Annotated in this window: 19 protein-coding genes; 11 read left to right on the top strand and 8 right to left on the bottom strand. The window is 59.7% G+C overall.

What is annotated here, in order from left to right; translation table 11 throughout:
- Positions 1–21: 21 nt before the first annotated feature.
- From FHG09_RS14385 to FHG09_RS20280, 5 genes are read left to right on the top strand one after another with little or no spacing between them, the layout of a single operon-like run.
- Positions 22–1,671 (top strand): ABC transporter substrate-binding protein, encoded by a 1,650-nt coding sequence (locus FHG09_RS14385; protein ID WP_152348322.1) that lies wholly within the window; start codon positions 22–24, stop codon positions 1,669–1,671.
- A gap of 50 nt (positions 1,672–1,721) precedes the next feature.
- Entirely contained in the window at positions 1,722–2,714 is a 993-nt protein-coding gene (locus FHG09_RS14380; RefSeq protein WP_193627389.1) for an ABC transporter permease, read from the top strand.
- A complete protein-coding gene (locus tag FHG09_RS14375) occupies positions 2,711–3,625 on the top strand; it encodes an ABC transporter permease (RefSeq protein ID WP_227492781.1) in 915 nt (304 codons plus the stop codon). The genes FHG09_RS14380 and FHG09_RS14375 overlap by 4 nt, the downstream gene beginning before the upstream one ends.
- Positions 3,622–4,539: an ATP-binding cassette domain-containing protein gene (locus FHG09_RS20070; protein ID WP_227492780.1), complete on the top strand. Its 918-nt coding sequence runs from the start codon at positions 3,622–3,624 to the stop codon at positions 4,537–4,539. The genes FHG09_RS14375 and FHG09_RS20070 overlap by 4 nt, the downstream gene beginning before the upstream one ends.
- A complete protein-coding gene (locus tag FHG09_RS20280) occupies positions 4,536–5,432 on the top strand; it encodes an ABC transporter ATP-binding protein (RefSeq protein ID WP_319803265.1) in 897 nt (298 codons plus the stop codon). Before FHG09_RS20070 ends, FHG09_RS20280 begins: the two co-directional genes overlap by 4 nt.
- A gap of 53 nt (positions 5,433–5,485) precedes the next feature.
- Here FHG09_RS20280 and FHG09_RS14365 read toward each other — a convergent pair whose 3' ends face one another.
- Positions 5,486–7,501 carry an ABC1 kinase family protein gene (locus tag FHG09_RS14365; RefSeq protein WP_152348321.1) on the bottom strand — a complete coding sequence of 672 codons (2,016 nt, stop codon included), beginning with the start codon at positions 7,499–7,501 and terminating at the stop codon, positions 5,486–5,488.
- A gap of 175 nt (positions 7,502–7,676) precedes the next feature.
- Here FHG09_RS14365 and FHG09_RS14360 point away from each other — a divergent pair, with 175 nt between their 5' ends.
- Together FHG09_RS14360 and FHG09_RS14355 are read left to right on the top strand one after the other, a co-directional pair.
- Positions 7,677–7,904 (top strand): FitA-like ribbon-helix-helix domain-containing protein, encoded by a 228-nt coding sequence (locus tag FHG09_RS14360; RefSeq protein WP_152348320.1) that lies wholly within the window; start codon positions 7,677–7,679, stop codon positions 7,902–7,904.
- Positions 7,901–8,326 (top strand): type II toxin-antitoxin system VapC family toxin, encoded by a 426-nt coding sequence (locus FHG09_RS14355; RefSeq protein WP_152348319.1) that lies wholly within the window; start codon positions 7,901–7,903, stop codon positions 8,324–8,326. The genes FHG09_RS14360 and FHG09_RS14355 overlap by 4 nt, the downstream gene beginning before the upstream one ends.
- Before the next feature lie 291 nt (positions 8,327–8,617).
- Here FHG09_RS14355 and FHG09_RS14350 read toward each other — a convergent pair whose 3' ends face one another.
- Positions 8,618–8,797, bottom strand: coding sequence for a hypothetical protein (locus tag FHG09_RS14350; protein ID WP_152348318.1), 180 nt, complete (start codon positions 8,795–8,797; stop codon positions 8,618–8,620).
- A 557-nt stretch (positions 8,798–9,354) separates the two neighbouring features.
- On the opposite strand from FHG09_RS14350, the gene FHG09_RS14345 reads away from it, so the two are divergent.
- On the top strand, positions 9,355–10,236 hold the full coding sequence (locus FHG09_RS14345; RefSeq protein WP_152348317.1) for a hypothetical protein: 882 nt from the start codon (positions 9,355–9,357) through the stop codon (positions 10,234–10,236).
- A 21-nt stretch (positions 10,237–10,257) separates the two neighbouring features.
- Positions 10,258–10,497 carry a hypothetical protein gene (locus tag FHG09_RS14340; protein ID WP_152348316.1) on the top strand — a complete coding sequence of 80 codons (240 nt, stop codon included), beginning with the start codon at positions 10,258–10,260 and terminating at the stop codon, positions 10,495–10,497.
- Positions 10,498–11,028: 531 nt separating this feature from the next.
- Here the strand turns inward: FHG09_RS14340 and dctP are convergent.
- The 4 genes from dctP to FHG09_RS14320 form a co-directional block, all read right to left on the bottom strand.
- Positions 11,029–12,306, bottom strand: coding sequence for a TRAP transporter substrate-binding protein DctP (gene dctP, locus FHG09_RS14335; protein ID WP_152348315.1), 1,278 nt, complete (start codon positions 12,304–12,306; stop codon positions 11,029–11,031).
- Positions 12,307–12,446: 140 nt separating this feature from the next.
- Positions 12,447–14,063, bottom strand: coding sequence for a TRAP transporter large permease (locus FHG09_RS14330; protein ID WP_152348314.1), 1,617 nt, complete (start codon positions 14,061–14,063; stop codon positions 12,447–12,449).
- The gene (locus tag FHG09_RS14325; RefSeq protein ID WP_152348313.1) at positions 14,060–14,554 is read right to left on the bottom strand and encodes a TRAP transporter small permease; all 495 of its coding nucleotides are present in this window, start codon (positions 14,552–14,554) and stop codon (positions 14,060–14,062) included. Before FHG09_RS14325 ends, FHG09_RS14330 begins: the two co-directional genes overlap by 4 nt.
- Positions 14,551–15,591: a LysR family transcriptional regulator gene (locus tag FHG09_RS14320; RefSeq protein WP_152348312.1), complete on the bottom strand. Its 1,041-nt coding sequence runs from the start codon at positions 15,589–15,591 to the stop codon at positions 14,551–14,553. The genes FHG09_RS14325 and FHG09_RS14320 overlap by 4 nt, the downstream gene beginning before the upstream one ends.
- A gap of 110 nt (positions 15,592–15,701) precedes the next feature.
- Between FHG09_RS14320 and FHG09_RS14315 the strand changes: the two genes are divergently transcribed.
- Both FHG09_RS14315 and FHG09_RS14310 read left to right on the top strand, forming a co-directional pair.
- Positions 15,702–16,415 carry an aspartate/glutamate racemase family protein gene (locus FHG09_RS14315; RefSeq protein ID WP_152348311.1) on the top strand — a complete coding sequence of 238 codons (714 nt, stop codon included), beginning with the start codon at positions 15,702–15,704 and terminating at the stop codon, positions 16,413–16,415.
- Positions 16,416–16,627: 212 nt separating this feature from the next.
- Complete coding sequence (locus FHG09_RS14310) at positions 16,628–18,043, top strand: hypothetical protein (protein ID WP_152348310.1); 1,416 nt, start codon at positions 16,628–16,630, stop codon at positions 18,041–18,043.
- Here the strand turns inward: FHG09_RS14310 and FHG09_RS14305 are convergent.
- Positions 18,026–18,823 carry a hypothetical protein gene (locus tag FHG09_RS14305; RefSeq protein ID WP_152348309.1) on the bottom strand — a complete coding sequence of 266 codons (798 nt, stop codon included), beginning with the start codon at positions 18,821–18,823 and terminating at the stop codon, positions 18,026–18,028. The genes FHG09_RS14310 and FHG09_RS14305 overlap by 18 nt on opposite strands.
- A 132-nt stretch (positions 18,824–18,955) precedes the next feature.
- A complete protein-coding gene (locus tag FHG09_RS14300) occupies positions 18,956–19,837 on the bottom strand; it encodes an SDR family NAD(P)-dependent oxidoreductase (RefSeq protein WP_152348308.1) in 882 nt (293 codons plus the stop codon).
- Positions 19,838–19,860 lie beyond the last annotated feature (23 nt).

The following is a 19,860-nucleotide window of genomic DNA, read 5'->3' as shown; positions in this document are numbered from 1 at the left end:
CCGATCTTCGGAAAGGGAACAATGAAGTTCACCCGCAGACAGAACGACGCGGACCGTCGGCGGCCACCCAAGCGGACGACGACACGCCTGCTCACCCCGGCCATCGCGATCGCAGCGGCGCTGGGGCTGATGCTCAGCGGATGCGCAGCGCCGTCCGCGCTGATCGGCAGCAGCGATGACACACTCATCTTCGGCACAGGTTCGGTCCCTCGCGTGCTCAATCCCGCCGTCCAGTCGGGGCTCGCGACGGCGACGCCCGGCGCACAGCTCTTCGCCAGCCCGGTGCGACTCAACAGCGATATGGAACCCGAACCCTACCTGGCGAGGTCATGGGACGAGTCGAAAGACGGAAAGACAGTGACCCTCCACCTCGTGGAGAATGCGAAATTCCACGACGGTGAGCCCGTCACCTCCGAGGACGTCGCCTTCTCACTCGGAGTGGTCAAGAAGGAGCACCCATTCGGAGCCAACTTGTTCGGCCCTGTCACCAGCGTCGACACACCCGATGACCAGACCGTGGTGATCAATATGTCCCGCAGGCATCCGGCACTGATGACCGCGATGAGTCCGCCGTTCCTGCCGGTCATGCCGAAGCATGTCTACGGCACCGACGACACCGTCGTCGACCATCCGCAGAATGCGCACGACGTCGTCGGTTCGGGACCGTACCAGCTGCGCAGCAATCTTGAGGGAAAGCGGATCGTGCTCGACAAGGTCGATGACTACTTCATGCCCAACGAGGAGGCACCGCAGCAGGTGCTCATCGAGATCATCTCGGACGAGAACACCCTGGCGCTGGCCACGGAGAAGGGCGAGATCGACATGATGCTCTCGAACACTCCGTCGATCCTCTCGCGCATGGAAGCCGTCGACGGAGTCACGGTCGCCGATGAGGGCTACGAAGGGCTGGGCGCCCTCACCTGGCTGGGGTTCAACGTCAAGAGCGACAACGTCTCGGACAAGCGGGTGCGCCAGGCGATCGCCTATGCGATCGATCGCGACTACCTCGTCAACAAGCTCCACCGCGGACAGATCGAGCCGGCGACGAGCCCCATCGCCAACGGCAGCCCCTACTTCGACGATTCGCTGCCGCGCTACGACCGCGATCTCGACAAGGCCGCCGATCTGCTCGACGACGCCGGGTACCCGGTCGACGAGCACGGCAATCGCTTCACCGTCCAACTCGACTACGATCCGCTCAGCGCCGAGATGTCGTCGAGCATCGCCGAGACCATCAAAGCCAACCTCAAGGACGTCGGCATCACCGTGAAGATCCGCAGCTCCGCCGACGAGCCGACCTGGGGCAATAGGGTGGCGAACTACGACTACGACATGACCCTGGACAACGTCTGGAACTGGGGAGACCCGGCCGTCGGAGTCGAACGCACCTACCTGTGCGACAACATCAAGAAGGGCGTCCTCTGGGCGAATATGTCCCAGTACTGCAACGAGGACGTCGACCGGCTCTTCAAGAAAGCAGCCGCTGCACCTGATGAGAAGTCTCGGAAGGCCGATTACACCAAAGTCCAGGAAATACTCACCAAAGAACTGCCGATTCTTCCCTTGGAGAATCAGCAGTATCGCAATATCTATTCGGACTCCGTGCACAACGCCCCCAATGGCCCGTTCGGCATCATGTCTCCGCTGCTGGACATTTCGATGGAAGGTTGACCATGTCCCTGACAGCTCCACCGAAGATCAGACTCAAAGGGCGCAGAAGCATGGCTCTGGCGAGAACCCGCTCGATCGCTTCGCGCATCGGGCAGGCTGTGCTCCTCCTGCTCGCCGTCATCATCTTCAATTTCGTCCTCATCCACCTCGCGCCCGGAGACCCGGCCACCGTCATCGCCGGCGAATCCGGCGGCACCACGCCTGAGCAGCTCGAATCGATCAGAGAAGCGTATGGACTCAACGATCCGATCTTCGTCCAGCTCTGGCACTATCTCGTCAGAATCGCTCACTTCGACCTCGGATACTCGTTCTACTTCGGTCAGGATGTCACGGCGCTCATCGGCGAACGCCTTTATCCGACCGTGCTCCTCGCCGGCACCGGAATGACTGCGGGCCTCGTCATCGGCACGCTGCTCGGCGTCGTCGCCGCGATCAAACCGCAGGGGATCCTCAGCTACTTCGTCACCGTCCTTGCTCTCGTAGGCTTCGCCGCACCGGTGTTCTGGACATCGGTGTTGCTGCTGCTGGCACTGTCGATCACTCTGCCGATCTTTCCGGTGCAGGGGATGAACTCGATCATCGTCTCCCCGCATGCGCTTCCGCAGATGTGGGACACGACGATGCACCTCATCCTGCCCGCCACTGCACTTGCACTCATCTATGTGGCGCTCTACAGCCGCACGGCACGCACGAGCATGCTCGACGTCCTCGACTCTGACTACATCCGCACTGCCTGGGCGAAGGGACTGGGCGGCAAGGTCGTCATCTTCAAACATGGGCTGCGCAATGCAGTGTTGCCGGTTGTCACCCTTCTTGGCCTCCATGTCGGTGCGCTCTTGTCGAGTGTGGTGCTCATCGAAGTCGTGTTCAACTGGCCCGGTCTCGGGTCGCTGCTGCTCGAGTCGATCCTCCGCCGTGACATCCCAGTGATTCTGGGAATCCTTCTCGCCAGTTCTGTGCTCGTCATCCTCGCCAATCTGGTCACAGACGTGGCCTACCGCATCATCGATCCGCGGATCGCCATCTCAGGAGGGCCACAATGACCGACATCATGTCACTGCCGGGCACCGGACAAGGCCAACCCGAACAACCGTCTGCAGCAGCTGTGCAGACGAGGAAACGGCCGACGACGGCTTGGACGCTGTTCCGTCGCAATCGAGTGGCCCTCATCGGCCTTTCGCTGCTCGCCGCAATCCTGCTTGCCATCACCTTCGGACCGATGATCTATCCGAACAATCCGTTCGAGATCGTCGGCATCCCCATGGAGGCTCCCGGCGAGTCCGAGGTGCTGCTGGGAACAGACGCACTGGGACGGGATCTTTTCGCCGAGCTCCTCTACGGCGGACGAGCCACCATGCTCGTCGGCGTGGTCGCAGCCATCCTGTCTACCGCAATTGGAATCATGCTTGGCGGTCTCGCCGGTTACCACCGCGGATGGGCCGATTCTGTGGCTGTGCGCATCACCGAATTCTTCCAGGTTCTGCCACCGCTGCTGCTGGCCATGGTCCTCGTCACCCTGTTCACTCCGAGTCTGATGACGATCACGATCGCCATCGGAGTCGTCAGTTGGCCGGCGACAATGCGCATCACTCGAGCCGAATTCCTGCGCATTCGCGAACTCGACTATGTCAAGAACGATCGCGCCGCCGGCGCCGGTGACTTCTGGATCATCATGAAGACGATACTGCCCAACGCTCTGCCGCCGATCGTCGTCATGTCCACCCTCGTGATCGGCCAGGCAATGCTCTTCGAAGCAGGGCTGAGCTTCCTCGGCCTGGGGGATCCGAACACGATGAGCTGGGGCCTGATCCTCGGCAACAACCGTGAACAGATGCTCACTGCGTGGTGGCCCGTGGCGTTCCCGGGCCTGGCCATCTTCCTCGCAGTCCTCAGCGTCAGCCTCTCCGGCGACGGCCTCAACGACGCGCTCAACCCCAAAGGACGTGAACGATGAACACCGCAACGCTCACCGCTGATTCAGCCGGCGCCCCAGCTGCGGCCGGAGGAGACGAATCACCGATTCTGTCGGTGAAGGACTTGGCCGTGAAGTTCCAAGAGAACGTTGCCGTCAATGACATCTCGTTCGATGTCAGCCCCGGAGAGGTGCTTGCCATCGTCGGGGAATCCGGTTCGGGAAAGTCTGTGACCTCTCTTGCCATCATGCGGCTTGTCGAGCTCTCATCCTCAGGAAAAGTCACCCACGGTCAGATGAAGTTCACTCGGGCAAACAGGGACATCGTCGACCTGCGTACTGCTTCGGAAGCGAAAATGCGCACGATTCGCGGCAATGACATCTCAATGATCTTCCAGGAGCCGCTGACTTCACTCAATCCGGTCTACTCGGTGGGCAACCAGCTCGCCGAGGTGCTGCGCGTGCACAAGAGTATGTCTCGCCGAGAAGCGAGAAAGGGCGTCATCGAGATCATGGAAAGGGTGCGCATCCCCGAACCGGAGCGGCGCGCCCGTCAGTATCCGCATCAGATGTCGGGCGGTATGAGGCAGCGTGTCGTCATCGCCATGGCACTGGCGTGCCAGCCGCGGATCCTCATTGCTGATGAGCCGACGACGGCTTTGGACGTGACGATCCAAGCGCAGATCCTCGCTCTGCTCCGCGAGCTGAAGAACGACCTCGACGCGGGGATCATCTTCATCACTCACGATATGGGTGTGGTGGCCGAGATCGCCGACCGGGTGCTTGTCATGCGGCAATCTCATGCCATCGAGACCGGCAGCGTGGAGGAGATCTTCCACCGTCCCCAGCATCCGTACACGAAGAAGCTCTTGAGCGCTGTTCCGAAGCTGGGATCAATGAACGGCACCGACTCCCCCGCATTGTTCCGGCTCGATAAGGAAGAGGTCGCCCGATGACGAAAATTCTCGATGTCGAAAATCTGGTCAAGGGCTTCTCGATCTCGGGCGGCATGCGCGTCCATGCCGTCGAGGATGTCAGTTTCCATGTCGACAAGGCAGAGACTTTCGCACTCGTGGGTGAGAGCGGCTGCGGCAAGACCACATTGGCGAATCTGGCCATGCGCCTGCAGAAACCTGACAGTGGGTCGATCAGACTTCTCGACACTGATATCACTGACCTGGGGACGAAGGAGCTGCGGCCGCATCGGCGGCATCTGCAGATGATCTTCCAGGATCCTTTTGCCAGCCTCAATCCGCGCAAGCCCGTGGGAAAGATCGTCGGCGACCCGATGCGTCTCAATCGGACCGCGTCGAATGCTGACGCGGAGACTCGTGTTGTCGAGCTGTTCGAACTTGTGGGTCTGAGCGCTGACGATATGCGGAAGTACCCGCACCAGTTCTCCGGAGGTCAACGCCAACGGATCTGCATAGCTCGAGCGCTCACGCTCAATCCGAGTCTCATTGTCGCCGACGAGGCAGTGTCTGCGCTCGATGTCTCCGTACGCGCCACTGTGCTCAATCTGATGATCGAATTGCAGCAGGACCTCAACCTGTCGTATCTCTTCGTCAGTCACGATCTGGCTGTCGTCGAACGGATCGCCCATCGCGTTGCTGTCATGTACTTGGGGCAGATCGTCGAGATGGGACCTCGTCGGCAGGTATTCGAGAACCCGCAGCATTCCTACACTCGGCGCCTGATGGATGCCGCCCCGATCGCGGATCCCGGTCAGCGACGAGAGCGTGGCCTCATTGCCGGAGAGATCCCCAGCCCTGTCTGGCCCGAAGATCAGGGGCCCGAGAAGGTGGCGTTGAATGATCTCGGGGACGGTCATTTAGTGGCAGCGGAATAGGCGGCTTCAGGGCGTCGGCGGCCAGGGTGGACTTGGTCCGCAACTGGTGCCGACTACCCCAATCCTTCCCATGCCATCCTCTGCCTGAGTGCGGGAGCGAGGACAAGAGCTGCGATGACGCTGCCGGCCAAGAGCATCCACGCTCCGAAGTAGGTGAAGAGTTTGAGCTCGGGCGCCAGAGGCGGCCCGAAGTCCGCAGCCATGAGAATGACCCCGCCGAGGATCAGCGCGGTCGAGACGATCACCTGAATGAACTGCTCGACAGTCGAGACGAGCAGATTCTTGATCGTTGAAATGTTCAGCCCACTCGTACCGACGTCGAGCGTACCGTCCTGCAGATGACCGGCAATGCGAGAGATCTGCCCGGGAAGCTCGGCGATCTGTGGCGCGGTCGCCGCCGCGTAGAGAGTCATCTCGTGACGATCGACTCCCAGTCCCCCGACCTCACGGAGCAGTGTCTTGCCGTTCTGAGTGACCAGCGCGAGCAGGTTGAGTTCGGGCACCAGTCGGGTGATCGACCCCTCCAACGTGCTGATGGCACGGAACGCCGTCGCTACCGAAGCGGGCATTGGGAACCCGAAGTCGACGACGAAATCGATGAGCTCACCGAACAACGCCGCCGAGGTCGATCCCGGGGCGCTGTCGCCGTATTTGAGCATGATCTGCCCGATCTCACGCTGCAGCTCCCGCAGATTCACTTCGCTCGGTGTCCCGAGCAGCTCGAGGATCGCGGCCGTCGCCGCCTGCGAGTTCTGCGAGTCGAAGGCCATGAGCAGCAGCGCGATTGCCCGACGGTCCCGTTTGTCGATGCGGCCGACGGCACCGAAGTCGACGAGCCCGGCACGGCCCGCGCTCGAGACGACGATGTTGCCGGGATGGAGGTCGGCGTGGAAGATCCCTTTCCCGAGCACCTGGCGGACGACCATGAGGAAGAGGTCCTGGGCGATCTCTCTGCGCGCGATCTCGGACAGGTGGTCGACCACCTCGGCGCCGTGGGACAACGGAGCACCCTCGACGAGGTCCATGACGATGACGAACTCGCCGGACAGCTCCTTGTACACGTGAGGGATGTGGACGACGGAATCGGTCCTCGTCGTCGAACGCCCGGTCTCGTCGGCGAGGCGGAGGGCTTCGATGTGGGCGAGCTCGCCGCGGTAGTCGAGTTCGCCCTGCAGGGAATCGACGAAGCTGCGCGCGAGTTTCGCGATGCCGATCTTCTTCGCCCAGTCGGTGGTGCGATCGAGGCGGTCGGCCAGGGTGAGGACGATATCGCAGTCGGCACGGACCTGTTTGCGGATCTTCGGCCGCTGCACCTTGACCGCGACCAAGCGACCTTCCCAGGTCACAGCCCGGTGGACCTGGGCGACGGAGGCACCCGCGAAGGGTTTCTCATCGAACTCGGCGAACACCTCGGCGACGGGACGGCCCCATTCGGCCTCGAGCTGGTCCTTCACCTCGGCGAAGGGAACGGGCTTCACCCCGGCTTGGAGGGTGGAGAACTCCTCGACGAATTCGTGCGGAATCATGTCACCGCGGGTGGCGATGAACTGGCCGAGTTTGATGAACGTGACCCCCGAGGCGGCCAGGGCGTCACGGGTGGTGGCGGCGATCTCTCGGAGAGAGACGCGCAGGGTCGGGATTCGGGGTCTGAGGTAGCGGGAGAGGCCGAATTTGATGAGGATCTTCTGGATCTGGGCCAGGCGGTTGACGCGGCGGTACCAGGTGGGGATCTTCGGCGCGTTGCGGATGAGGGAGCTCAGTGTGCCCGAGGGCATGATGAGTTCGATCGCCAGGAGCACGAACATCTGGATGACAATGAACCACGCGAAGAGCAGCAGGAAGACCATGATGGCGGGGAAGCTCATGTCCAGGGTCGGATAGTATCCGCCTGCGGAGATTCCGAGCATCTTGTAGGCCTGGAGGGTGATGGGCCAGATGGAGAGGCCCATGATGAGGGAGACGATGGTGTTGCGGGCGGCTCCGGTGCCGGTGAGCATCATCCGTCGAACGAGGAATCCGACGATGAGCGCGCTGAGGACGCCCAATCCGATGGTGTAGAGGATCGTCACCCGTCAGCCCTTCCGTCATTTGTTCCTTGCGCCGTGCTGCAGCATCGTTCGGCGCCGTCCCCAGCCTAGTTGATCAGGGGTGATTGAGATTGAGAGTTTGCAGTGCATCGGAAGACTGCTCTTCAGATCCGCTGCCAATGTTGATATCATCGTGTTGATATCATTTGGAGGCGTCATGGAACAGATTCTGATACGCAATCTGCCAGAGGGAACTAAAGCAATCCTGCGGAGACGAGCAAATGCCCACAATTCGAGTATCGAGGCCGAAGCCAGGGAAGCACTCGCAGTCGGTATTGCGGCCGAGGACCCCACCCTTGTTGACCTCATTTCGATGGATTCCGATACCGAGATCGAGTTTGAGCCGAAACGCCTTGGCTTGAAGGCGCGCACTGCAGAGTTATGAACTATCTTCTCGACACGAACGTCATTTCAGCGCTGCGAGTACGGGGGCGTAACCCGGAGGTCGAAGACTGGTCGAATTCCATACCCACGTGTGACCAGTTTGTGTCGGCCCTGAGCATTTCTGAGATCGAGCGTGGTGTTGCGTCGAAGGAACGCACCGACGCACAGCAAGGCAAGGTCCTACGAACGTGGTTCGAAGACATGCTGCTTCCCGGTTTTGCCGGGCGCATCCTTCCTTTCGACCTGCCTGCGGCTCGTGCGCTGGGTATGTTCCGAGTACCTGAACACGCACCGCTCGATGACGCGCTCATTGCAGCCATCGCCGTTGCCCACAACATGACGGTAGCGACGCGGAACAGGAAACATTTCGAAGCGCTCGAAGGGGTTCGACTGGTGGATCCTTGGACGGGCAATTCGAACTGACCGGGCCGTTTTAGATGCACGAAGACCCTGCTGGTGGGCGACCGGCAGCTAGTTGTATTTCTTGACCGCTGTGATCGCACTCGCCTATCGGGCAATGCCCGAATCGGAGGCCGCACCGATGCCCGAGGCCACCTCGAACGTGCCGGCCTCATCGCTCTGTGGCAACTGGCCGAGGCCGCATCCGACGGACCCACGCTGCAGCGCCTCACACGTATCCGAAGACGACAGCGGCACCGGAGGCGCACCCAGATCAGTCACCTGTTTGCCAGCAACTGCCGAACCGACACGAATCTACTTGCCCTTCCAGTCACCGAGCGAGGTCATCGGTATCGAGCACATCGTCGAATACCCGCCGGCGGCGAGCATCCGGATGAGCGGGACGAGGCTTTTCTCCTCGAACTCATCGAGCGCTTCCGGCGTCTCCCACGCCGCGTGAACGCCGGCAACGTTCGCCGCCAGATCGCCGGCCAACGGTGATAACAGCAGCGTCTACATCGCCGTGCCAGTCGCATCGAAGGCCCCAGACGATGCTGAGGGCGCTCCGACCGCCCGATCACTCTTAGATAGCCTTCTTCATGTCGAGACCGGTGGACGCGAGGATTCGGGTACAGCGTGATTTCACTTCCAGCTGGTGCGGCGTTCATGTGGGTCGGCAGGTTGCATGCACGGCCAGAACCTACACAAGGCCTGAGCTCCGATGCCGAAATCTGAAGGATGAAAAACACCCCGAAAACTAGCTCCCGCATCGACTGTGACATCAATCAACGAGGCAATACATTCGGCCGCGAAAATCGGAGTCAGTACATAGACGCAACCCTTGAGCCTCGACTGAGATTCAATACATGAAGAAGACGAGCTAACATTTCATCCCTGCCGATCGCCCCACAGACTCTCTTTGACGCTCCGCTGAGCACGTCTGGCGAATCAAAGAAGTTCTAAGTGGCGAAAACACAACATATGTTGATAGATTGCAAGTGTCGAACAGTACCTAGCCGTACGACGCCGAGCGCGCATGACAACCGAAATGGATGGACACCAACGAACGGTCAATATTGAACCGAACAGCCACCAGACCGATCGCGGCAGTATCCCTGACGCTCCTCCTTGCGGTTGCGTCTACTGGCTACGCTTCTCCCGAGGCGCCGGCCGAAGCAAGCACAAGACCGACCGCCATTGACGTCGACGCGAATGTTGCAATCAACAAGAACTCACTCGATCTCCACGGCCCAGTATCGGACTTCAACGTTTCACTGGCGAATGGCAGTGGCTCGAAACTCGACGCCTCGATTGTCGATGGAGGAACAGCCGCCGAGTTCACCATCGACTACGCAGACTCTGAAAACGCCATTCTCGATGCGTCAGTTGAAGATGACGTAACTGTCAAGATCGTGGAGGACGATGAGGGCGAACAGTCTGTTCAAATGAGTGACTCAAACGGGGAAATCGTGGGAGGCATACTCATCGAAGATGCCCACACCAGTGATGGAACTCCAGTTCGGGCTGAACTTAGCGCCGACGAGAAAACAATCTCGCAGAAATTCCTGATTGGCAACGAAGAAGTCGAAGAGCCCATTACCGTCAAAGCGTATGCTTCAACAGTTTGGTATAATAAAGGTTGGGTTACTAAGAAATCTTCCAAAAAATACATTGTGAACCTCGACCCCACTAAACTCGGTCGGAAACAAAATGCACTGAACACGCATAGAACACACGTTAAGCATGCCAAAAAGGTGCTTGGAAGTTCGAACACCAAGAAGTACTGGAACTATAATATAGAACAGCAATTTCTTTGCCACGTGGTCGGCGCATGGTTCCCGACTGGAGTGTACAATATGGAATCCTGGCAGCCGACCAAGAAATGGCAGCAGATTGCAAATCCGTTCGATCGCTGCAATCGGTCCAAGAAATAACCAGCAAAGGAGCAAACTGGGATGAAATATTTCAAGCCAGCTCTAATCATTTTAATAGCCCTACTTGCAATCAGCTTATTAATAATAGGCGCTATCGCCACAGTTACATTTTCCACCAACGGCGGTGGATTCTCAGGATCCGAATGGCTGGTTGGCCTTGGATTTGGTGCAATGCTGACAGCTATCGTCTGCCCGATACTGATTGCGCTAATGCTCATAAGCGCTTGGCTCAAGAGCCGGTCAAAACTCAACACTCAATAAGTACATTTGGAACGCAAAGGCAACAGATCAGTCGCCCATCTCGCTTCAATTGCGTGATGCGCGACTGTTTACGATTTATTACAAAGCAATGCCTCTCAAATGAGGCCATTCGTATGAATCTCCGAATGCCAAAGCATGCATCAAGCTCCACAACACGAGGAAATATCCTTATTCCTTCCCGAAAGAAGGGCCTCGACGTGTTCCGCTCTACGTTTACGCCGATGGCCTGACCACTTTTTGCCGCTTCCAGCTGACTCGCACAGTCATAGTGGCTTGGAATCCTCCTCACCTGAATTCCACAACGATAGTTAGCCTGATGTCGTGAGGGATGGGACACCGAACTCTTTCGGCCTAATACTTCGGCGTCGACAAAGCTCTCGTCCCTGCCACGCACCCCTCCCGCACAATGATCAGACGCGGTCCGGCTGGAACAGACGTCGTCGACGCGAACTCACAATCGTGCGAGGAAGTCTTTCATCAGATTCCAGCACAATCGACAAATTCGACACACCGATCTCTGACAGCCCTAGCTCACTCCGGCCGGTGCTCGGCCATGACCTTCTCGAACAGCTCGTCGCCGAGCTTGTCGTAGTTCGCATCGTCCGGGTACCACTCATCGAGTGAGGCGAAGTCGGCCTTGTCGTCAAAGCCGAGATCGGACACGGACTTCGCCCATTCGCTTCCAGCGGTGCCCAGCGTCTTCGGCGCATCGGTGACGCCAGCCTTTTCGGCAGTCTTTTCCGACAGCGTCTTCGCGTACTTCGCCATCTGCTTCTGCACGTCATCGTCGAAAGGCTTGACCGAACCGTCGTTGTCCTTCGCCTGTTCGACGGCCTGCGCCTTCGCTCCGATGACGACCTCCATCATTGTGGAGAACGTCGTCGACATCGAGTCGAAGATGACCTGCTGGTAGGCAACTGGAAGCTCCGAGTACTTCTTGCCCGCCGTAATCGCGCCGGCCGATCGCGCGATTCCCGCGTCCGAGGCCACACCGATGTTCGGGGCCACCTCGAGGGTGCCGGCCTCGACATTCGGTGCCAACTGGCCGAGATCGCAGTCGACGGTTCCGCGCTGCAGCGCCTCATAGGTCTCCGGGAACGACAGCGACACCGGAGTCGCACCCAGATCGGTCACCTGCTTGCCGGCAGCGGCCGAACCGACGCGCACCTGCTTGCCTTTCCAGTCATCGAGCGAAGTCATCGGCTTCGAGCACATCGTCGAATACCCACCGGCGGCGAGCATCGGAATGAGCGCGACGAGGTTCTTCTTCTCGAATTCTTCAAGCACTTCGGGTGTCTCCCATGCGGCCTGCACTCCTGCTGCGTTCGCCGCCAGGTCACTGGCCACCGGCGAGGACGGCAACGTCGACATGGCCGTGCCGATCGCGTCGAAGGCAGGGTACTCGGCCGGGGTGTACGACGGCAGAGTGAAGGCGAGGTCGACTCGGCCATCGGCCAGGGCATCATCGACGTCGGCATAGCTGGCGATCGCCTGACCCCAGACGATGTCGACGGTGATTTTTCCGCCGGAACGTTCTTCGATGGCTTTCTTCACGTCGAGTCCGTTGGGCGCGAGGATCGACTTCTCCGACATCGCCGACGGCTGGAACTTCAGAGTCACAGGATCAAGGTCGGCCAGAGCCTCGTCGATCTCATCTTGGGAAGCGTCATAGGCGAAGCCCTCCCCCGCGGAGTCATCCGAGCCGGAGCCATCGCCGCCGACGGATCCGGCGCATCCGGCCAACAGTGCCAGCGATGCGACCGCCGCGATGGCATGAGCGGGGCGAGCAGCCGTACGGATGCGCTTCATGGGACTCCTTTGAACGACGGCTGAGAATTCCCTCCAATCATATGCCTGAATGAGGTCACCCTAACCATGAGTCCGCTCACACCCTGCGGCGGCCACCCAGACGACACGGGGCACGGGTGGGCGGGCCGCCTCGGCGAGGATTATCCGGACATTCCCCCGCTGGTGCGACTGATGAGGTCGGGCAGCCATTCGGTCATTCCGGGCACGGCGACCATGAGGATGAGGAAGATGACGCCGACGGGCAGGAACCACAGCAGGGAGATGAAGATATCGCGCAGCGTGACCGTGGCACCGAGGTTGACCTCGGGGTTCTTCGCGATCGAGTGGACGATGTAGGGGATGATGCCGACCGGCGGGGTGACCATGGCGAACTCGCCGAGGAGGACGACGAAGACTCCGAACCACAGCGGGCTGACACCCATCGTCTCGAGGGTGGGCAGGAGGATCGGGATGGTCAGCAGCATCATCGACAGGGTGTCGAAGAACATGCCCATGACGATGTAGAGGACGATGAGGACGAGCAGGAATCCGATCCGCGAGAGCCCGAGGTCCGTGATGAGGCCGGTGAGGATGGGGGCGAGTCCCGTGATGGCGAGCAGGCTGGTGAGCATGGTCGCGCCGATCATGATGAAGAAGATCGCCGAGGTGGCCGCCACCGTATCCATGGCCGATCCCGCGACCTTCCGCCACGGCCCGTCGCCCCGCTTCTCCCACAGGCACAGCAGCAGGGAGCAGAGTGCGGCGGCGGCTCCAGCCTCGGTGGGAGTGAAGATGCCGGAGAACATGCCGCCGAAGAGGACGACGAGAATGACGGCGAAACCCCAGATCCCGCCCAGTGAGCTGAAGCGGTCACGCCAGGTGGTCGTGGGGCGGGTGGTGGCTTTGGCGAGGTCGGTGGTGGTGTTGGCGGTGTTGGCGGGGTCGATTGCTACCCGGCCGCGGCCGACGAGTTTCGGGGCGATGACGCCGATGGCGAAGATGAAGGCAGCGAAGCAGACGGCGAGCAGGATGCCGGGGACGGCTCCGGCCATGAGCGCCGGGCCGACTGGGACGGAAGCGATGCCGGCGTAGACGACCATGAGGATCGAGGGTGGGATGAGGTTGCCGGTCATGCCGGAGACCATGATCGTGCCGACTGCCGTGCGGCGGTCGTAGCCGGCTTTGAGCATTTCGGGGATGCCGGCGCGTCCCAGGGCGTAGGTCATTCCGATGGTCGAACCGGTGACGGCGGACAGGCCCGCCCCGGCGAAGGTGGTGCCGATGCCGATGCCGCCGGGCAGCCAGGAGAACCAGTGGTCGGCGACGCGGTAGATCTTGCCGGAGAGTCCGGATTGGGTGAGCAGCATGCCCATGAAGATGAACATGGGCAGCACGCTCATCGACCAGTCCGAGACGGCGCTGAATGGGGCGGTGGAGAGGATGTTCATCGTCGCCGGGATGCCGGATACGGCGTAGACGCCGATGATCGATGGCACGGACAACGCAATGGCGACGGGAACGGAGAGGAAGAGGAGGACGAGCATCATACCGATGCACCAGGCTCCGCCGATGGCCGCGGACGGGCTGGTGAAGAGGCCGATGAGGCAGACGGCGACGAGTCCGAACCCGATGGTCAGGGCCAGTGTGCCGGGGCGTTCGCGACGGGAACCTGTCGGGAAGAGCGCGATGGTGTTCGGGCGCCCAGTGCCGGTGATGTTCGCGCTGTTCGCGTCGTCTGGTGGCAGGGGTGCGCCGGTGAGGTCGGTGTTCGCGTTCACTTCTCCTCCCCTGCCTCGGTGCGGCGGCGGAAAATCGCGACGACGTCGAGGATGTAGAGCACAGCGAGGAGCACGAAGACGATGGGCACGAGGTAGTACACCGGCCACGTGATGACATCGGAGACATCGGCGGTCGATCCGATCGCCGTGTTTTCCAGTGCCTTACCCAGCCCGAACCAGGCGAAGGCGATCGATACGAGTGCGCCGAGGACGCACGCGAAGACCGTGAACACCGCAGCGGTGGCAGGTTTTGCCCGCTCGATGGCCATGGTGACGGTGATGTGTTCCTTCTGCAGTTGGGCGGCCGGGATGCCGAGCAGCGCCACAAGGGGCAGGTACCAGTATTCGACGATCTCGTTGGTGCCGTAGATCGGGGCATGGAAGATCGACCGGGCCAGGGCGTGGGTGACGATGTGGAGCATCATCACGATGATCGCCGCGGCCGTGGTAATCGTCAGCCACCTATCGAGAATTTTGGTGAACGTGCTCATCGGGATTCACTGTAGCCGTCAGTCGCGGTGCCGGTGGCGGTTGCACCGTTAGCGGCTTCCATTGCTTCCGGTCCGGTTGCGACGTCGGCCCCACCGCGGGTGACGTCAGCAGCTCGCAGTGCATCGATCAGGTCGACGACTTCGGAGGCGTCTGCCAGTCCATCGGGGATCATCGCTGTGACTCGGCGGGCGCCGGCTTCTTCCAGGGCGATGGGGTCGATGCCCGCGATTTGGGAGTAGCGGCGGGCGCTGCGAGGGAGCAGCGCGACGCCGAGTCCGTTGGAGACGAGTGATTGGATGGCTCCAGGGTTGTCCGTGATGTGGCGAGTCCGGGGTTCGAAGCCAGCAGTACGACAGAGGCGTTCGGCGGTGGACCGGCAGCGGACGCATCCCATGATCCACGGCAGTTCGGCGACGTCGTTGAGGTGTTGGATCTGCCCGGCACGGTTCCACCGTTCGGGGACGAGCAGGTCGAGGTGGTCGGCGCCGAGGTCGACAGTAATGTGTCCGGGGAGCTCGGGCGGGACTTCGTCTTCGTGATGGAAGAGGAAGGCGATGTCGATGGCACCGTCATCGAGCATGCGCAGCGCTTCGGGTGGTTCGGCCTCGGAGACCTCGTAGGAGTGGTGAAGCGGTGAGTCCGTACTTGTGCCGGCGTTTGCCTCGAGCCGGCCAAGTGCTGCGGCCAGTGGGCCGATGACGAAGCTGGGGAAACCAGCGAGGCGAACATTGCGTCCGCCGAGGCCGAAGGCCTTCGCAAGATCGCTGCGCAATCCCGTCACCGAGGCGGCCACCTCGTTAGCTCGGATGCGAGCGAGTTGGCCGGCGGTGGTGAGCTGAATACCGCGTGGAGTGCGGTCGAAGAGCGTGACGCCGAGGTCCTTTTCCAGGGCATTCATGTGTTGGGACAGTGCTGGTTGGGACCAGCCGAGGACACGTGCGGCGGCGCCGATGCTGCCGGATTCGGCGATAGCGCCGAAGATCAGGAGGCGTTTGGGCTCGCCGAGGTCGAGAGCCTGCTCGTAGACAGTAGCCATAAGTCCAGCTTATGTCAGAGCAGAGCGAACTGGGTCTACCGGAGGCCGATGATGCGCACCACACTGGAAGCAATCGTCGTGAAGTCACCGTTGAGTTGAGGAGTGGAAGTATGCGCAGGATCGGTCTGCTGGGTGGAATGAGCTGGCATTCGAGCATCGAGTACTACACGAAGATCAATGATGCCGTGGCGAAACAGCTCGGCGGTCATCATTCGGCGCAGATCCTGCTCGACTCGTGCGACTTTGCAGATATCCGGCAGCTACAGGAGGCCAACGATTGGGCGGGCAGTGATGCGTCGCTCGTCTCGACGGCACAGCGATTGGTCGACGGCGGCGCCGAGGCCGTCGCGATCGCCACAAACCTCATGCACAAGTGTGCACCGGCGATCGAGGCCTCAGTCGATGCGCCTCTCATCCACATGGTCGATTCGATCGCGACAATCGCGAAGCGCCGGGGCTATTCGACGCTGGCCGTTCTGGGCACCCGATGGACAATGCTCGAAGACTTCTACACCGGCCGACTCGAGGCGCAGGGCATCAAGACGCTGGTGCCGGATGAGACGACATGCCTCGAGGTCGACCAGATCATCTGGGAGGAACTCACCCAGGGAGTCTTCACGGAGAAGTCGCGAGCCCGCTACATCGAAATCATGAATGACCTCAAGGCCCGCGGCGCCGAAGCAGTGACACTGTCGTGCACCGAAATCGGCCTACTGGTTCCGCCGGAGACCGCTCCCCTGCCGGCCATCGACTCCGTCGATGCACACGTGGCTGCGATTGTGGCGTGGACGATGGCTCAGGAGCCTACTCTGGTGCGGATCTGAAGCCCCCATGCGGAAATATAACTACAGTGAACCCATGACCGAATCCGCCGGCAAGCTTACCGCTCACTAAGCTGGGCCCCGGCTCAAAGACGACACAAAAGAATCTATGAGCTCAACTCATTTTCTTAAGCTAGTCGCCCGATAAGCAAAGACTCACATCAACCCGCTCGACAATGAGACACAACACATACTAATTGCATTATACTCGTAGTATGCGTTTACCATGGAGCCAGTCGAAGACCGACAACACTGATACCGAATCACCTTCGCACCCACCGGTGCGCGCCAATGAAGTCTTCACCCCATCCGTTCCCGCGGCGAGAGGCTTCGTCGGACGCCAAGTTGAGATGGCAGACATCCGCAAGAAGGGCCTAAATGTGCCTGGTACACAAATTGTAGTTTGGGGTGAGTCCGGAGCAGGAAAGTCCTCTCTAGTAAACAAGGCTCTAGTTGACGCTGGGAAAACAGCGGTAAAAGTTTCATGCACACCAGATTCCACGTATGGAGAGATTCTTGAAGCCGCATTTTCAGGAACCGGAGCTTTTTTTGTCAGCGAGAGAACTGAACAGTTCAATGAGGAACTCGGTTTCTCTAGCACTGTCGGCAGTGACCTCATCGGGGCAAAGCTCGATGCCAGAATTCAGGTAGAGACCGCTAGTGGGCAACAAAAGACCCCAATCGCACGGCCCCAAATGAGTCCTCAACGCCTCGTCGCGGAACTAGGATCGAGAAATTTGTCATGGGTGATCGAAGACTTCCATAAGGTGCCCAAACCCGAACGCGAGAAACTCTCGCACGCATTGAAAATATTTTCCGACGAAGGTACGAAATATCCAGATACCAGGATCATAATCCTAGGAGTATCGGACTCGATTGATGAGCTCGTGAGAGACTCCACGAACGTAGGTCGTCGACTGATCGACATTCCTGTCCCTCCGCTTGACGAGAACGAGCTAGGAAAGATTCTGGACATCGGCGAAGAGCTTCTCAACCTAAGTTTCTCAAACATACGATCACGGCTTATTAGCACCTCAGTGGGTACCGTCACAGTTACCCATGCACTTGCATTGTCCTGTTGCGACGAAAGGAATGTCGACGCATACTCAAGTGAGCGCATCGATTTTACAGAAGATGACTTTGATGCCGCAGTGAGTAGCTACGCGCGTACGCGCTCCAGTATTTTGAGGTCACGTTTCCGCAAGGCATTAACAGTCCACCGGAAACGGGTCTACGACAATCCACAGGTAATACTGCGTGCACTGACTGAGTTACCAGAAAGCGGAGGCACTGTTGGTGAGATCCTTGCCAAGGTCCGCAACTACTATCCACAATACCCCTCTGGTAACGCGACAACCTACCTGAAAGCCTTGCAGGGTGAGGAACGTGGATCACTTGTCCGCAGGACGGCTAGTGGTGAATATCGATTCGACGAGCCGCTGCAACACGCATTTGCGAAGACCCTTTTCGATATGACGTCACCCGCCGAAGCCCGAGACGAGAGTGACTGGGTGCAAGTTGTGTCCGGCTCAGAAGGTCAGCTCAAGGCGTTGCGAGCTGACCTGGAAGCTGAAACCAGCCTCCTTAGCGACGCATCTGAAGAATTGGAAGAATCACCAACTAGAGATTGACTTTCGGAAAACTTTCAAAATCTTGTGCCAAAATCGCGATCGTGAGGTCATTGATTGGACGATAAGCGGAGACCCGATAATAATCCTTGAGACCACTGGAGGGCGTTGATCTCTACTAGGAAAAGCAAAGGGCGATATATTCCTTCGCCCTTCAGGGACCATTTCATCATAATGGATCTCGAAAATGCTCTCTAAACCACCTCGGCGGAACTCTCGCTGATCGCCGATCATCCAGATGCAACGCTCAGCCACGTTCGCGGGTTCGAACAACTTTGATGGCAATTCGTCAGTGCCCATGCCCCTGTTCGCGATCCAGAAATATTCAAAGATCCGTTCAGTATCGGAACCAGCCCTGTCAGTCGGAAGCTCGGCGAGTTCAGTGCTACGAAGATTACCGTCTGCGGTCCCATGAAGTACCAGAAGCGTCACTGTGCCATCGTGATTTGGAAGCTGCGCGGCCCATAGAATGATTCTGGGCGCATTCGCAGCCTCAATGCCTCTGAAGTCATCATGAGTTCTAATAGAAAATCCCATCTGCCCTGCAAATCGAGACCAACCATGAGTACGCCGATCCAATACATTTTGGAGGGACGACGATGAACGAGAAATTTCACGAATCTTATCTTTCGCGATTGAACGCAGCTGAAGCTTGTTCAGCTGTCCTTCCAACGGGAGATCTCGAACCGACTTATATCCGAATCCGCCACCCAAAGTATTCGTAGATCTGAATCCAAAATCAATAGTCTTAGAACGCTTCTTGAAATCTTCAGGATACGACATTCCAAAGATCTTCCAATACCCCAAGTACTGAAGTCTCTTAAGATCCAGCTTCAATCGACCTACCTCCATCCTCAAATCCGAAAAGTGTGAACGAGGCGCCACCTCTCCGAAGCACCGCGATTCCCACTATCCTCACCCAAGCACAAGTCGGCGGGTCGAATCCGACAATCCGCCGGACGCCTCGGCGATCAGGGACTTTTCCGAATCCTTACCCGCACGGACATACCGCCCGGTGTATGAGTCCAAGGTCCCTGATGCCAAGGCCAGCGCGAGGCCAGTCACCTGCTCCGGTGAGGTCCAGTCATCTCCGGTGCGGAAGTCATGGACCGGCATGGACTTTGTCATCGCGGTCTCAACGACTCCGGGAGCCATCTCGAAGATGCGCAGTCCCTTGTCGTGACCGAAATGGACGACCGAATCGGCGAGACGGAACAGCGACGCCTTCGACGCCGAGTACACGGCGTAGGCGGGTGTCCCCTGCGCCCCCGACCCCGAGTTGAGGTCGATGATGCGGCTGGCACGGCTGGCCGCCTCGGCGTTCGTGATCAGCACAGGCGCGAACGCATTGATCATGAGCGCAACCCCGGTGACGTTCGCGTCGACGACGCCTTTGAGGCTCTCCGGATCGGCGTCCCACAGCGAGCCCTCGGTCGACTCGATGCGACCGGCATTGTTGATGAGCACCTGCAGTCGCCGACCGATCTCTGCCTCGAGAGCGGTCACGGACTCACGGAGCGCCTTCACCGCGGCGATGTCGTCGGTGCGCAGCCCGACCCCGGTCACCGCTCCCCCGGTCGCCTCACCAATCTCGTCAGCCGCGGCCTCCGCATTGTTCGCTGAGGTGGCGGTGACGATCACGTGATAACCGGCCTTCGCGAACGCCTCAGACAGGTGGCGTCCGATTCCGCGAGCTCCGCCGGTGATGAGCGCGATCGTCTCGGACGGGACCGCGGTCGCTTCAGAGGCACCGTCGGTCGCGGGCATATTCGTTCCGTAGGGCAGCTTCTCGGACATGGTCGGGACTCCTCGGTAGTGGT

It is taken from the genome of Brevibacterium sp. CFH 10365, from assembly GCF_009299785.1.
In the GTDB taxonomy this organism is placed as follows: domain Bacteria; phylum Actinomycetota; class Actinomycetes; order Actinomycetales; family Brevibacteriaceae; genus Brevibacterium; species Brevibacterium limosum.
Note: the sequence above shows the minus strand (reverse complement) of the source record. Positions and strands in the feature narration are given on the sequence as shown.

Excerpts from the sequence above, each read along its gene's own strand:
- FHG09_RS14385 (WP_152348322.1), top strand. The coding sequence starts at position 22 with ATGAAGTTCACCCGCAGACAGAACGACGCGGACCGTCGGCGGCCACCC.
- FHG09_RS14380 (WP_193627389.1), top strand. The coding sequence starts at position 1,722 with ATGGCTCTGGCGAGAACCCGCTCGATCGCTTCGCGCATCGGGCAGGCT.
- FHG09_RS14375 (WP_227492781.1), top strand. The coding sequence starts at position 2,711 with ATGACCGACATCATGTCACTGCCGGGCACCGGACAAGGCCAACCCGAA.
- FHG09_RS20070 (WP_227492780.1), top strand. The coding sequence starts at position 3,622 with ATGAACACCGCAACGCTCACCGCTGATTCAGCCGGCGCCCCAGCTGCG.
- FHG09_RS20280 (WP_319803265.1), top strand. The coding sequence starts at position 4,536 with ATGACGAAAATTCTCGATGTCGAAAATCTGGTCAAGGGCTTCTCGATC.
- FHG09_RS14360 (WP_152348320.1), top strand. The coding sequence starts at position 7,677 with ATGGAACAGATTCTGATACGCAATCTGCCAGAGGGAACTAAAGCAATC.
- FHG09_RS14355 (WP_152348319.1), top strand. The coding sequence starts at position 7,901 with ATGAACTATCTTCTCGACACGAACGTCATTTCAGCGCTGCGAGTACGG.
- FHG09_RS14345 (WP_152348317.1), top strand. The coding sequence starts at position 9,355 with ATGGACACCAACGAACGGTCAATATTGAACCGAACAGCCACCAGACCG.
- FHG09_RS14340 (WP_152348316.1), top strand. The coding sequence starts at position 10,258 with ATGAAATATTTCAAGCCAGCTCTAATCATTTTAATAGCCCTACTTGCA.
- dctP (WP_152348315.1), bottom strand. The coding sequence starts at position 12,306 with ATGAAGCGCATCCGTACGGCTGCTCGCCCCGCTCATGCCATCGCGGCG.
- FHG09_RS14325 (WP_152348313.1), bottom strand. The coding sequence starts at position 14,554 with ATGAGCACGTTCACCAAAATTCTCGATAGGTGGCTGACGATTACCACG.
- FHG09_RS14320 (WP_152348312.1), bottom strand. The coding sequence starts at position 15,591 with ATGGCTACTGTCTACGAGCAGGCTCTCGACCTCGGCGAGCCCAAACGC.
- FHG09_RS14315 (WP_152348311.1), top strand. The coding sequence starts at position 15,702 with ATGCGCAGGATCGGTCTGCTGGGTGGAATGAGCTGGCATTCGAGCATC.
- FHG09_RS14310 (WP_152348310.1), top strand. The coding sequence starts at position 16,628 with ATGCGTTTACCATGGAGCCAGTCGAAGACCGACAACACTGATACCGAA.
- FHG09_RS14305 (WP_152348309.1), bottom strand. The coding sequence starts at position 18,823 with ATGTCGTATCCTGAAGATTTCAAGAAGCGTTCTAAGACTATTGATTTT.
- FHG09_RS14300 (WP_152348308.1), bottom strand. The coding sequence starts at position 19,837 with ATGTCCGAGAAGCTGCCCTACGGAACGAATATGCCCGCGACCGACGGT.